We start from the raw sequence: 13,078 nt of genomic DNA, 5'->3' as shown, positions 1-13,078 counted from the left end.
CCTTGGCGGATGGTGCGGGTTAACGCTTTAACCAATAAGCCTTTTTCTGGGTCGACTTTGCGTTTCAGCAGTGTCGCTTCGCCCGCTTTCAGCACATCGCCGTGCATGATTTCCAGACTCATATCGTGTTGTTTGGCAAATTCGACGGTGCTATGGACTTCAAACGGTTTTTTGCCGTCATCGGCGATAAAACCGCCTATCAGACAGATGCCATGTTTATTTGGCACTTCAAATTCCTGCCTGGTTTTCAACCCATTGAGGATTTCTTGGCGGAATTTTTTCTCCATGGTGTTTATTGCTTCTTTTTCTTGGGCTTTCCAGTTGGCAGGGGCTTTTTTATTGTCGGCAGGGATATAGAAAAAACTGCGTACGATATAGGCGTCATCATTATCCAGTTTGAAATATAAGTCGGCTTCGTAGGGCATACCGTCATCCCCAACAAGATCTTCCCAACCAAATCCTTTTCGCGTTACCTGCATCATTGCCCGATCCGGAATCAGTGTGCGGGTATCGACGACAATATCCGTTCCATCTCTACCATTTTGCTTAGTCTCATTGATGGTGCTTACGTTTCTCTTCCAGTCGTTAAACATGACCATTACGCTCCAGCCGTTGTAATCAAGGTGCGTACTGCCATGACGGCGTTTGGACGGCAGGCGCAATTGATAGCGGCCGCTGCAATAGGGCTGTTCGGTCCAGTAGGCGGTATCGATGGCGGATTTGGTGACGGTCGGTGAAGTTTCTGCCGATGGGGAAACAGTGGGCGTGCAGGCTGTGGCGGCGAGAATAAGCGACAGCGTGGTCAGACGGATGGACATAAATAAGCTCCGTGATTGAATAGGGGTCGTCTGAAAGTATAGTTTATTCAGACGACCTTTGTCATAAAACGGGCTTGGCGGTATTTATTCAACATAAGCGGAGAAATAAGAGGGAAATGAATCCGACTTTCGCTGAACCGCGTGTTTGGTTTGATCCAATACCGAGAACATGGCAAAACCAACAAAAATCCTGATTGATCAAAATGTTGGCTTCTAATATGAGTTTTCGACAGGCAAAAAAATAACCGCTGATAAGCGGTTTATTGTGGTGCCCAGGGTCGGACTCGAACCGACACACCTTGCGGCGGGGGATTTTGAGTCCCCTGCGTCTACCAATTTCGCCACCTGGGCTGGTGAAGAAGTCGCTATTATAGCGGCGTATTCGGGCTTGTAAAGCAAAATCTTGCCCTGTTTGCAGACATATTGCTTATATTTTTGATTTTTAAAAACATTAAATTCATTTTATTTTGTTCCCGACGCGCCCTACTCTTTCCACTTATATCAAACATCATTCATTTTCAGCCGAAAAACGGCATAAACCGCTATATTAAATGTTGCAAACGCGCTAAGATGGCAGCGTTCGTTTCATTTTTTTATTTTCAGACGACGTTCACACACCATACCCGCATTGGAGAATTTTTATGATGCCTACTGCAATCCGTACCGCCATTTTGGGCGCATTCGCCCTTGCCGTCCTTGCTGCCTGCAAACCTGAAGCCAAAACGCCGGAACAGAATCCTGCACCAGCTTCAGCCGCCTCTTCAACAGCGGCTCCGGCCGAACAGCCTGCTTCCGCTCCCGCCGCATCCTCACCTGCCGCTACCGCGCCCGCACCGCAAGCGCCCGGAACGGATATGCGTAAAGAAGACATCGGCGGCGATTTCACGCTGACCGACGGCGACGGCAAGCCGTTCAGCTTAAGCAGCCTGAAAGGCAAAGTCGTGATCCTGTCCTTCGGTTATACGCACTGCCCCGACGTTTGTCCGACCGAATTGCTGACTTACAGCGACACATTGAAACAGTTGGGCGATCAGGCGAAAGATGTGAAAGTGGTGTTCGTCAGCATCGACCCTGAGCGCGACACGCCCGCAGTCATCGGCAAATACGTCAAACAGTTCAATCCTGAATTTATCGGCCTGACAGCGACAGGCGACCAAAGCCTGCCGGTTATCAAACAGCAATACCGCGTGGTGTCCTCCAAAGTCAATCAAAAAGAAGACAGCGAAAACTATTTGGTTGACCACTCTTCCGGCGCATATCTGATCGATAAAACCGGCGAAGTGGCGATTTTCTCGCGTTACGGCAGCGAACCGGCAACCATTGCCGCCGACATCAAAAAACTGCTTTGATTCGCATGGGGTCGTCTGAATGCCGGTCGCGGTTTTCAGACGACCTTTTTCCCATCTGAAACATATAGTGGAGAAAGTCAGACCGCCTGCTTGATACGGGTTCAAAGTCTGACAGCACACAACAACAATGACTGAAAACACGCTGACCATCGCCTTGTCCAAAGGGCGCATCTTTGAAGAAACCCTGCCGCTTTTGGCGGCAGCGGGCATTGTTCCCGCCGAAGCGCCCGAAAAATCGCGCAAACTGATTATCGGCACCAACCATGAAAATATCCGCCTCGTCATCGTCCGCGCCACCGACGTGCCGACTTACGTCCAATACGGTGCGGCAGACTTCGGCATCGCGGGCAAAGACGTTTTAATCGAACACGGCGGAAGCGGGCTTTATCAGCCGCTGGATTTGCACATCGCCGCATGCCGCATGATGGTCGCCGTCCGCAAAGGTTTCGACTACGCCGCCGCCTCGCAGCCCGGCAGCCGCCTGCGCATTGCGACGAAATACCCCAACATCGCCGCCGAGCATTTCGCCGGCAAAGGCGTCCACGTCGACATCATCAAACTCTACGGCTCGATGGAGCTTGCGCCGCTGGTCGGCTTGAGCGACGCCATCGTCGATTTGGTCTCCACCGGCAACACGCTTAAGGCAAACGGCTTGGAAGCGGTCGAACACGTTGTCGATATTTCCAGCCGTCTGGTGGTCAATAAAGCCGCATTGAAAACGAAACACGCGCTGCTGGAGCCGATTATTCAGGCGTTCGGCAGCGCAGCGAAGGCGGGGGGAGTGTTCATTTGAATGAAGATGCGTTTTCAGACGACCCTAGCCGTTCCTGCCGACAGGTCGTCTGAAAATACCACCGGCAGTAAACTGTATAGGAGGATTTAAAATGGTTGCAAAAATAAAAAAATTTTCAGATTCAACCCTTTCCGTTTTGAATAACGGCGAACGTCGGTTTTACGTCTATTGCCTGACCGACCTGAAAAAAGACAAAATCCTCTACATCGGCAAAGGCTGCGATAACCGCATCTTCGAGCATGAACAAGCCGCCCGTTCGCAAGACGGCGACATTGACGTACCGGCACGCAAAGCCATCGCCAAATGTAAGAAACTCGGTCGCTATATCATCAGCTATCATCTGACTGAAATCGAAGCGCAAGCCGCCGAAACTGCCCTGATTCATTTCGTCAAATCCGTTGTCGACAAAAAATTCAAAAACAAATCTGCCGGATGCGGTGCAGGCGGCATCAGCGCGGAAGAACTCGACAACCGCTTCAAATTCAAACCCTGCCCGCTTGACGGCCTTAACCCCGACGGACTGGTTCTCGCCGTCAAAATCCAAGACGCTTTGGACTTGGATACCGACGAAGAATTGGACTACCGTTTCGACAACCAAGACGATGCCAACCTCAAATCGCGCACGTTGGGCAACTGGGTTATCGGCAAAGATGCCGCGTCCAAAGTGAAATACATTATTGGCATTCACACCGGCCTGCAAAACGCCGTTATCAGCGCGTACGAAGTGGACGGTTTCGAAATGTTTGAAGAAACCAAAAACGGCAGAAAACAAACCCGTTACCGTTTCCATACCGCCTCGTCCAGCAAAAAAGTGCTGTCCAAACTCGGTCTGCAACAAAAATGCCTGCCCGACTTGAAGTTTGGTAGCGGGGGAGAAAAAGCGTATATCAGACCCAAAACCGAGACTGAACAAGAAAATATTCAGACGACCCCAAGTCCCAAAATAACAACGGAGAATCCCAAATCATGAAAAAACTCAACACCCAATCGCCCGATTTCCAAGCCGAACTCAAAGCCCTTCTGGCTTTTGAAACCGCGCAGAATCCCGAAATCGACCGCATCGTCGCCGACATCTGCACCGATGTGCAAAAGCGCGGCGATGCGGCGCTCATCGAATACACCAACCGCTTCGACGGCACGTCCGCCCAAACCATAGCAGACCTCATCCTGACCCAAGACGATTTGCAGGCCGCATTCGAGCGTTTACAGCCCGAAATTCAAACCGCCTTGAAAACCGCCGCCGCACGCGTCGAAAGCTACCACCAACGCCAAAAAATGGAATCGTGGACGTACGAAGACGAAGACGGCACGCTGTTGGGACAACAGATTACACCGCTTGACCGCGTCGGCATTTACGTCCCGGGCGGCAAAGCGGCGTATCCGAGTTCCGTCATCATGAACGCCATGCCCGCCCATGTCGCAGGCGTGAAAGAAATCATCATGGTCGTCCCCACGCCAAAAGGCGAACGCAACGACATCGTGCTTGCCGCCGCCTTCGTCGCGGGTGTCACCAAAGTCTTCACCGTCGGCGGCGCGCAGGCGGTTGCCGCCCTCGCCTACGGCACCGAGTCCGTACCGCAGGTCGATAAAATCACCGGCCCGGGCAACGCCTTCGTCGCCGCCGCCAAACGCCGCGTGTTCGGCGTAGTCGGCATCGACATGGTGGCGGGGCCGTCTGAAATCCTCGTCATCGCCGACGGCACCACGCCTGCCGATTGGGTGGCGATGGATTTGTTCAGCCAGGCCGAACACGACGAAATCGCCCAAGCCATCCTCATCGGCACGTCGCAGCCCTATCTCGACGAAGTTCAAGCCGCCATGAACCGCCTCATAGCAACCATGCCCCGCCGCGACATCATCGAAGCCTCGCTCGGCAACAGGGGCGCGATGATACTCGCCAAAGACTTGGACGAAGCCTGCGAAATCGCCAACTACATTTCCCCCGAACACTTGGAATTGTCGGTAGAAAACCCGCAGGAATGGGCGAAAAAAATCCGCCACGCCGGCGCGATTTTCATGGGACGCTACACCAGCGAAAGCCTCGGCGACTACTGCGCCGGCCCCAACCACGTTCTGCCCACCAGCCGCACCGCCCGCTTCTCCTCGCCGCTGGGTACTTACGACTTCCAAAAACGCTCCAGCCTGATTCAAGTCTCCGAACAAGGCGCACAGAAACTGGGTAAAATCGCCAGCGTGTTGGCACACGGCGAAAGCCTAACCGCCCACGCGCGCGCGGCGGAATTCAGGTTGAAAGACTGATTCGGGCGAACCCGCCATCCATCAAAAAGCAAAGGTCGTCTGAAAACCTGTTTTTAGGGTCTTCAGACGACCTCTATTAAAAGAAACATCATGAAACAAGCCATTCAAGAAAAACTCACCCACATCGCCCATACCGAGCCGCTGCATTTCCTGCTGGCGGTAGAGAGCGGCAGCCGCGCATGGGGCTTTGCCTCGCCCGACAGCGATTACGACGTGCGCGCCATTTATATCCGTCCGCAGCCATATTATCTGCAAATCGACGAAGCAAAAGACACGTTTGAATTTATCGAAAACCAATGGTTTGACGTCGGCGGCTGGGACATCCGCAAAGCGTTGCGCCTGCTGCGGAAAAGCAATGCCACACTGCTCGAATGGCTGCGTTCGCCGATTATTTATACGCAGGACGATGATTTCACAGGCCGTCTGAACGCGCTTGCGCCGCAATACGTCCAAGCCGCCGCGCTGCTGCACCATTATCGCGGCATCGCGGGCAATGCATTGAGAAACATGGATTTGGCACAACCCGTCAAACTGAAAAAATGGTTTTACGTCCTGCGCCCGCTACTCGCGGCACGGTGGGCAGTCAAACAAGGCGGCATTCCGCCGATGACTTTGACTGAACTGATGAGCGAATGGCAAACGGACTGCACCGCCCAAATCGCCGATTTAGTGGCCATCAAGGCGGAACAGGATGAAAGTTACCTGCATACGCTGTCGCCCGAATTGCAACGATTGACCGTTGATTTATATAACGAAGTTTCCGAATTATCCGCCCCTGCCGCCCAAGCTGCCGACAGCGGGCCGTTGAACGAATTGTTCCGCGAAACTTTGGCGGCGGTTTATCCGTAAAACAAAAAGCAGCCTGTACAACAGTTAGGTTGAATTCTCAAATCTGACATTTTGGGTATTGTGAAAATGGATGGTAATAACAGGATCGTCAAGAGTTTTGTCGGATACCAGTATCCAGCTTGAAATCTTATTATCGAACAAATCATACGGAAATCCGGAATATGCCCCGTACCAACGCTGCCCAATCCCCTAAATACCGCGCCATCCAACAGGCTGCGCAGCCCCTGTTTTCGTCGCAGAACCGTACCGAGCAGCATACGCTGACATTTCCCACGCAGCATACGCTGCACATCGACAGTTACTCCGGTGAAGCGGACGGACGCAATTTGAGCGGCAGCCTGTGTCAGCTGCGTGATTCGGAAGGCGGTACAGTGACGCAATGGCAATCGCTGGACGATTCCGCCGCGTTTTACCAATACATCGCCCACAGCAACGGCAGGGATTATTTATTGTTCCGCCAAGATTTGTACGGATACAGCGTGCTGGACTTTGCCACGGGGGAAATCATGCAGTACCTGCCGCGCGCTGCGCTGGACGGTGCAGAAACATTTATCTGGACGGAAGCGCATTACAATCCCGCCAACGATATGCTGGCAGTGGGCGGCTGTTATTGGGCTGCGCCTTATGCCCTGCTGCTGGCAGATTTCAGCAACCCAATGTCTGCCCCGCCACGCATGACCGATGCGCTCTACGAATATATCCCGAATTTTTGGGATGATTACGATGGAGAAATAGATTTCCATGCGTGGCGCGGCACGGATTTGCTCTATACCGCACCGCTATTGGAAGAAAAAAACGCTGCGCCGAAAATTTTAACACAGGCGCAATATTTAGCTTGGTTGGAATAGGTTTCAGCCATCAATTACAAAAGGTCGTCTGAAAATGCTCACCATCGAAGACTTGCACACACAAAACCTGCTTCTGCTCGAAGCCATTTCCGGCAGCCGCGCCTACGGTTTGGCGACGCCCGAATCCGATACCGACATCAAAGGCGTGTTTTACCTGCCCAAATCTATGTTTTACGGCATGGAATACATCCCGCAAATCAGCAACGAAACCAACGACATCGTTTATTACGAGCTGGGGCGGTTTATCGAGCTTTTGCTGCAAAGCAACCCGAACACGCTGGAACTGCTCGCCTCGCCGCCCGACTGCGTGCACTACCGCTCGCCGCTGATGGACGCGTTCAAAACCGAATGGTTTGTATCCAAAGCCTGCCGTCAGAGTTTCGCCGGATACGCCTACGGACAAATCAAAAAAGCACGCGGGCTGAACAAGAAAATCAGCAACCCGATGTCGTCTGAAAAGAAAAGCGTGCTCGATTTCTGCCACATCGTAGAAGGCGCGCAAACCGTGCCGCTGCGGCACTGGCTTTCGCAACGCGGAATGGAGCAGCGGCGCGTTGGTTTGGTCAAAATCGCCCACGCCCGCGAACTCTACGCCCTGTTTTACGACCCCGACGGCATGCGCGGCTACCACGGCATCGCGCTCAAACCCGAAGCCACCAACCTCTCCCTCAGCTCCGTTCCCGAAGGCGAAACCCCGCTTGCCTACCTCTCCTTCAACCAAGATGGATACAGCAGCTACTGCCGCGAATACACCTCCTATCAGCAATGGCTGGCGGAACGTAACGAAACGCGCTACCAAGGCACGCAGGCACACGGACAGGGCTACGACGCCAAAAACATGATGCACACCTTCCGCCTGCTCGAAACCGCCCGCGACATCGCCCGCCACGGCGAAATCCGCCCGCGCCGCCCCAACCGCGACGAACTGCTCGCCATCAAACGCGGCGAATCTTCCTACGAAGACCTGCTGGGAAAAGCGGAACGGCTGATGGCAGAAGTGGAAACAGCGTTTGAGGCCGCCGACCTGCCCGAAACGGTAAATGCCGCTTCGGCTTTGGCGGCTTTGGTTGATGTGAGGGAAAAAATTTACGGATAGATGGCGAAAGGTCGTCTGAAAATGAGTACGGCAAGGTTTATCACGAATGGACTTTATAGTGGATTAAAATTGCAATGATACGGTGTTGCCAACGCCCTTATGTACTACCCGTACACGGCGGGCGTTGCCGCCTTGTCTCATTTTTATTTTAATCCACTATAAAAATCGCTCCATTTGAACCAAACATCAGCCCAATAAATAAAGAGGTCGTCTGAAAATCTGTTTTCAGACGACCCCTATCTTTTTAAAACTCAATAATCTTTTTCAAATCAATCCGCTTCCAACACCACTTTCATGGCTTGGTTTTCAGCGGCGTGTTTGAACACGTCGTAGGCTTTTTCCAATTCGCTGAATTTGAAGCGGTGGGTCAGCATTTTGGTGTAATCGACGGAGCTGCTGGAAATTGCCTTCATCAGCATTTCAGTGGTATTGGCGTTTACCAAGCCGGTTGTGATGGCGAGGTTTTTAATCCAGAGTTTTTCCAGTTTGAAATCAACGGATTGACCATGCACGCCGACGACGGCGATATGACCGCCCGGTTTGACGATGTCTTGGCACATATTCCATGTGGCGGGGATACCGACGGCTTCAATGGCGCAGTCCACGCCGTCTTCGCCGACGATGGCAAAGACTTGTTTGGAGACGTCGCCTGAAGCGGGGCTGATTGTATGGGTCGTGCCCAATTCTTTCGCCAGTTTCAAACGGTTTTCGTCCATATCGCAAACGATAATGGCGGCGGGGCTGTACAGTTGGGCGGTCAACAGGGCGGACATACCGACAGGGCCTGCGCCTGCGATGAATACGGTGTCGCCGGGTTTGACATCGCCGTATTGCACGCCGATTTCGTGGGCGGTCGGCAAGGCGTCGCTCAACAGCAGGGCGACTTCTTCGTTAACGTTGTCGGGCAGCGGAACGAGGCTGTTGTCGGCATAAGGCGTGCGGACGTATTCAGCTTGCGTGCCGTCAATCATGTAGCCCAAAATCCAGCCGCCGTTACGGCAGTGTGAATAGAGTTGGATTTTGCAGTTGTCGCAAGTACAGCATTTGCTGACGCATGAAATAATGACTTTATCGCCGACTTTGATGTTTTTTACAGCCTCGCCGACTTCTTCTACAATACCGATGCCTTCATGGCCGAGAATACGGCCGTCGGCGACTTCGGGGTTTTTGCCTTTCCAAATACCCAAGTCGGTACCGCAAATCGTGGTTTTGACGATTTTCACCACTGCGTCGGTCGGGTCGATAATCTGCGGACGGGGTTTTTCTTCAAAACGGATGTCGTTTGCGCCGTGATAAACCATTGCTTTCATGCTGATACTCCTTGCTTGTTGATAAATAATTTCAATACCGCAATAAAGTCTCTTTATATGAGTTATATACCCCTACAAAAAATAAGTCAATAAGAATTATTTTCACGATGTTATACCATAACATGCTGTTTTAAATATAAATAAAACCCCCGATTGATATTAATGAACACACCCATCCCCTTCTACGAACGACTCATCCGCTGGCAAAAACAACACGGTCGCCACCACCTGACTTGGCAAGTGCAAAACCCTTATTGCGTCTGGCTTTCCGAAATCATGCTCCAGCAGACGCAGGTCGCCACCGTTTTAGACTACTATCCGCGTTTCTTGGAAAAATTCCCGACCGTACAAACGCTTGCCGCCGCGCCGCAAGACGAAGTGTTGTCGTTGTGGGCGGGTTTGGGCTATTACAGCCGCGCGCGCAATCTGCACAAAGCCGCGCAACAAGTCGTCGGGCAATTCGGCGGTACGTTTCCATCCGAACGCAAAGACTTGGAAACCCTCTGCGGCGTAGGCAGAAGCACCGCCGCCGCCATTTGCGCCTTCGCCTTCAACCGCCGCGAAACCATTTTGGACGGCAACGTCAAACGCGTGCTCTGCCGCGTGTTCGCCCGCGACGGCAATCCGCAGGACAAAAAATTCGAAAACTCGCTCTGGACGCTTGCCGAAAGCCTGCTGCCGTCTGAAAACGCCGATATGCCCGCCTATACGCAGGGCTTGATGGACTTAGGCGCAACCGTGTGCAAACGAACAAAACCCTTGTGCCATCAATGCCCGATGGCGGACATCTGCGAAGCGAAAAAGCAAAACCGCATCGCCGAGCTGCCGCGCAAAAAAACCGCCCCCGAAGTGCAAACCCTGCCGCTTTACTGGCTGATTGTCCGCAACCAAGACGGCGCAATCCTGCTGGAAAAACGTCCTGCCAAAGGCATTTGGGGCGGGCTGTATTGCGTGCCGTGTTTTGAAAAATTAGACGAAACATACGATTACGCCGAGAAGCTCGGCATTTTTTCAGACGACCTTTCCGAGCAACCCGCCCTTACCCACCGCCTGACGCATCGTTTATTGATGATTACGCCGTTTGAAGCGCAAATCAGTTCGCCCGACACGCTGCCCCGTTCTGAAAACGCATCAAAAGATAACCGCTTCTGGGTGAAACCCGAAAATTTGGCGGATTACGGTTTGCCCAAACCGCTGGCAGATTATTTGAAACAAAAGCAGCAGGCATTGTTTTAAAAATGCTTGAAAACCAAACAGGCAGCATCCAACTCTAAAACACAATAAACATACCCGCGCGTTATACAAACCCTCCCGCCCCTGTCAGGAATCCCATGCACACACTCCCCCTGCTTACCCAACAGTTCGCCGAACTCTCGCCGTTTTTCTATTCCCGCGTTTCCCCTGAGCCGCTGACCGCGCCCTATTGGGTCGCCTTCAACACCGATTTGACGGCAGAGTTGAATCTGGATACAGATTTTCAGACTACCGCCAACCTTGCCTACCTCAGCGGCAACGCCCCGCAATACTCGCCCGCGCCCATTGCCAGTGTTTACAGCGGCCATCAGTTCGGCGTCTATACCCCGCGCCTTGGCGACGGGCGCGCGATCTTGATTGGCGACTCCGTCGATGCCGCAGGACAGCGCCAAGAGTGGCAGCTCAAAGGCGCAGGTAAAACGCCCTATTCCCGCTTTGCCGACGGGCGCGCCGTCTTGCGCTCCTCCATCCGCGAATACCTCTGTTCCGAAGCCATGCACGGTCTCGGCATCCCCACGACCCGCGCCCTCGCCCTGTGCGGCAGCGACGACCCCGTTTATCGTGAAACCGTCGAAACCGCCGCCGTTCTGACCCGCATCGCCCCGAGCTTTCTGCGCTTCGGCCATTTCGAATACTTCTATTACACCGGCCGCGAAGCCGAAATTCAACAACTTGCCGACTACCTCATCCGGCATTACTACCCCGACTGCCGAGATGCCGACAATCCCTACGCCGCCTTGTTGGAACAAATCCGAAACCGCACCGCCTATTCCGTCGCCGCATGGCAAAGCGTCGGCTTCTGCCACGGCGTAATGAATACCGACAACATGTCCGCCCTGGGGCTGACCATAGACTACGGCCCCTTCGGTTTCCTCGACGACTACGACCGCCGCCACGTCTGCAACCATTCCGACACCCAAGGCCGCTACGCCTACAATGCCCAGCCCTTCGTCGCCCATTGGAATTTTGCCGCCCTCGCCTCCTGCTTCGACGCCCTCGTCCCACACGAGACCCTCGAACAGCTCATCGACGGCTGGACAGAAGTTTTTCAGACGACCTATTTAGAGAAAATGCGCCGCAAACTCGGTTTACAGCAAGCAGACAAGAGAGACGACGAAAGCCTTATCGCCGACCTCTTCGCCGCCCTGCAAGACCAAAAAACCGACTTCACCCTGTTTTTCAGGAACCTGTCCGAAGTCAGCAATACACACGGCGAACCCCTCCCGCCCAAACTCGAACAAACCTTCAAAAACGGCGTTCCGCCCACCTTCATCCGCTGGCTCGGACGCTACCGCCAACGCCTGCGCGTCGAAAACAGCAATCCTGCCGAACGCGCAATACGCATGAACCTGACCAACCCGCTCTACATCCTGCGCAACTACCTTGCCGAACAAGCCATCGCCCAAGCCAGAAACGGCGACTACCGCGAAATCGAACGCCTGCGCCGCTGCCTCGCCCGTCCCTTTGACGAACAGGCAGAGTTCGCCGACCTTGCCGAACCGCCGCCCGAAGGCAGCATTCCGGTTTGCGTCAGTTGTTCAAGTTAGACGTTGAAGAAGACAGACAAAAAGGTCGTCTGAAAATATTCAGACGACCTTGACCGTAAAGAACGATATCAACAAAAATATAGTGGATTAACTTTAAATCAGTACGGCGTTGCCTCGCCTTGCCGTACTATCTGTACTGTATCTGCGGCTTCCGCCTTGTCCTGATTTAAATTTAATCCACTATACACCCATGCCCCATTTAAACGGTGGCACATCTTTTGCAACCAACCGAACAGACCGACCCAAAAAGGAAAACAGATGAAAAACATCCGCATCAAAATCTGCGGCATCACCCGCCCCGAAGACGCCCGAAAAGCTGCCGAGCTGGGCGTCGATGCCATCGGTTTGGTTTTTTACGCCGCCAGCAAACGCGCCGTCACGCCCGAACAGGCAAAAAAAATCGTGGCAGCCCTTCCCCCTTTCGTCTCCGTCGTTGCCTTATTCGTCAATGAAACAGCAGAAACCATCCGCGAAACCCTCCGGCAAGTACCCATCGACATCATCCAATTTCACGGCGACGAAGACGATGAATTTTGCCGTCAGTTTGACCGCCCCTATCTCAAAGCCATACGCGTCCAATCTGCTTCAGACATCGAAGCCGCACAAACCCGATTCCCCAACGCCCGCGCCCTGCTGTTTGATGCCTACCATCCCAACGAATACGGCGGCACAGGTCTGAGCTTCGACTGGACGCTGCTACCGGACAATCTGACCAAACCTTGGATTCTGGCAGGCGGCTTGACCCCGCAAAATATCGCGGCAGCCATCCAAACCAGCAATGCCGCGGCAGTCGATGTTTCAGGCGGCGTGGAAAGTGCCGGTGGCATCAAAGACGAAGCCAAAATGGCTGCCTTCATCCAAGCCGTCCGCGCCATTCGGTAAACCTTTTGGTCACAAAAACCGCTGACGCATTTTATACCGCTTATAGTGGATTAAATTTAAATCAGGACAAGGC

12 protein-coding genes and 1 tRNA gene are annotated in these 13,078 nt (G+C 53.3%); 10 read left to right on the top strand and 3 right to left on the bottom strand.

Going from position 1 to position 13,078, the window contains the following annotated elements:
• Nucleotides 1–818: T6SS immunity protein Tli4 family protein (locus tag HMPREF3050_RS04610; RefSeq protein WP_070773716.1), on the bottom strand; the 818-nt coding region annotated here is incomplete at its 3' end.
• A 266-nt stretch (nucleotides 819–1,084) separates the two neighbouring features.
• A tRNA-Leu gene (locus HMPREF3050_RS04605) sits at nucleotides 1,085–1,169 on the bottom strand.
• A 290-nt stretch (nucleotides 1,170–1,459) separates the two neighbouring features.
• Between HMPREF3050_RS04605 and HMPREF3050_RS04600 the strand changes: the two genes are divergently transcribed.
• The 7 genes from HMPREF3050_RS04600 (at nucleotide 1,460) to HMPREF3050_RS04570 (ending at nucleotide 8,012) form a co-directional block, all read left to right on the top strand.
• The gene (locus HMPREF3050_RS04600) at nucleotides 1,460–2,167 is read left to right on the top strand and encodes an SCO family protein (RefSeq protein ID WP_094113322.1); all 708 of its coding nucleotides are present in this window, start codon (nucleotides 1,460–1,462) and stop codon (nucleotides 2,165–2,167) included.
• Nucleotides 2,168–2,294: 127 nt separating this feature from the next.
• Nucleotides 2,295–2,960, top strand: coding sequence for an ATP phosphoribosyltransferase (gene hisG, locus HMPREF3050_RS04595; RefSeq protein WP_070773715.1), 666 nt, complete (start codon nucleotides 2,295–2,297; stop codon nucleotides 2,958–2,960).
• 91 nt (nucleotides 2,961–3,051) lie between these two features.
• Complete coding sequence (locus tag HMPREF3050_RS04590; protein WP_070773714.1) at nucleotides 3,052–3,930, top strand: endonuclease; 879 nt, start codon at nucleotides 3,052–3,054, stop codon at nucleotides 3,928–3,930.
• Nucleotides 3,927–5,219 carry a histidinol dehydrogenase gene (hisD, locus tag HMPREF3050_RS04585; RefSeq protein ID WP_070773713.1) on the top strand — a complete coding sequence of 431 codons (1,293 nt, stop codon included), beginning with the start codon at nucleotides 3,927–3,929 and terminating at the stop codon, nucleotides 5,217–5,219. Before HMPREF3050_RS04590 ends, hisD begins: the two co-directional genes overlap by 4 nt.
• A gap of 90 nt (nucleotides 5,220–5,309) precedes the next feature.
• Entirely contained in the window at nucleotides 5,310–6,068 is a 759-nt protein-coding gene (locus HMPREF3050_RS04580; protein ID WP_070773712.1) for a nucleotidyltransferase domain-containing protein, read from the top strand.
• 161 nt (nucleotides 6,069–6,229) lie between these two features.
• Nucleotides 6,230–6,916 (top strand): cysteine synthase, encoded by a 687-nt coding sequence (locus tag HMPREF3050_RS04575; RefSeq protein ID WP_070773711.1) that lies wholly within the window; start codon nucleotides 6,230–6,232, stop codon nucleotides 6,914–6,916.
• A 34-nt stretch (nucleotides 6,917–6,950) separates the two neighbouring features.
• Complete coding sequence (locus tag HMPREF3050_RS04570; protein WP_070773710.1) at nucleotides 6,951–8,012, top strand: DNA polymerase beta superfamily protein; 1,062 nt, start codon at nucleotides 6,951–6,953, stop codon at nucleotides 8,010–8,012.
• Between the two features lie 269 nt (nucleotides 8,013–8,281).
• Here the strand turns inward: HMPREF3050_RS04570 and HMPREF3050_RS04565 are convergent, their stop codons facing one another.
• The gene (locus HMPREF3050_RS04565; RefSeq protein WP_070773709.1) at nucleotides 8,282–9,322 is read right to left on the bottom strand and encodes a zinc-dependent alcohol dehydrogenase family protein; all 1,041 of its coding nucleotides are present in this window, start codon (nucleotides 9,320–9,322) and stop codon (nucleotides 8,282–8,284) included.
• Nucleotides 9,323–9,484: 162 nt separating this feature from the next.
• On the opposite strand from HMPREF3050_RS04565, the gene mutY reads away from it, so the two are divergent.
• The 3 genes from mutY (at nucleotide 9,485) to HMPREF3050_RS04550 (ending at nucleotide 13,005) form a co-directional block, all read left to right on the top strand.
• Nucleotides 9,485–10,558: an A/G-specific adenine glycosylase gene (gene mutY, locus HMPREF3050_RS04560; protein WP_070773708.1), complete on the top strand. Its 1,074-nt coding sequence runs from the start codon at nucleotides 9,485–9,487 to the stop codon at nucleotides 10,556–10,558.
• Between the two features lie 95 nt (nucleotides 10,559–10,653).
• Entirely contained in the window at nucleotides 10,654–12,123 is a 1,470-nt protein-coding gene (locus HMPREF3050_RS04555; RefSeq protein ID WP_070773707.1) for a protein adenylyltransferase SelO, read from the top strand.
• Between the two features lie 258 nt (nucleotides 12,124–12,381).
• Nucleotides 12,382–13,005, top strand: coding sequence for a phosphoribosylanthranilate isomerase (locus HMPREF3050_RS04550; RefSeq protein WP_070773706.1), 624 nt, complete (start codon nucleotides 12,382–12,384; stop codon nucleotides 13,003–13,005).
• Nucleotides 13,006–13,078 lie beyond the last annotated feature (73 nt).

The sequence above is a fragment of the Neisseria sp. HMSC065D04 genome, assembly GCF_001815675.1.
GTDB lineage: Bacteria > Pseudomonadota > Gammaproteobacteria > Burkholderiales > Neisseriaceae > Neisseria.
This window is presented reverse-complemented; position numbering and strand designations above follow the sequence as displayed.

Bases quoted from the DNA above. Each gene is read 5' to 3' on its own strand.
- HMPREF3050_RS04600 (WP_094113322.1), top strand. From the start codon at position 1,460: ATGATGCCTACTGCAATCCGTACCGCCATTTTGGGCGCATTCGCCCTT.
- hisG (WP_070773715.1), top strand. From the start codon at position 2,295: ATGACTGAAAACACGCTGACCATCGCCTTGTCCAAAGGGCGCATCTTT.
- HMPREF3050_RS04590 (WP_070773714.1), top strand. From the start codon at position 3,052: ATGGTTGCAAAAATAAAAAAATTTTCAGATTCAACCCTTTCCGTTTTG.
- hisD (WP_070773713.1), top strand. From the start codon at position 3,927: ATGAAAAAACTCAACACCCAATCGCCCGATTTCCAAGCCGAACTCAAA.
- HMPREF3050_RS04580 (WP_070773712.1), top strand. From the start codon at position 5,310: ATGAAACAAGCCATTCAAGAAAAACTCACCCACATCGCCCATACCGAG.
- HMPREF3050_RS04575 (WP_070773711.1), top strand. From the start codon at position 6,230: ATGCCCCGTACCAACGCTGCCCAATCCCCTAAATACCGCGCCATCCAA.
- HMPREF3050_RS04570 (WP_070773710.1), top strand. From the start codon at position 6,951: ATGCTCACCATCGAAGACTTGCACACACAAAACCTGCTTCTGCTCGAA.
- HMPREF3050_RS04565 (WP_070773709.1), bottom strand. From the start codon at position 9,322: ATGAAAGCAATGGTTTATCACGGCGCAAACGACATCCGTTTTGAAGAA.
- mutY (WP_070773708.1), top strand. From the start codon at position 9,485: ATGAACACACCCATCCCCTTCTACGAACGACTCATCCGCTGGCAAAAA.
- HMPREF3050_RS04555 (WP_070773707.1), top strand. From the start codon at position 10,654: ATGCACACACTCCCCCTGCTTACCCAACAGTTCGCCGAACTCTCGCCG.
- HMPREF3050_RS04550 (WP_070773706.1), top strand. From the start codon at position 12,382: ATGAAAAACATCCGCATCAAAATCTGCGGCATCACCCGCCCCGAAGAC.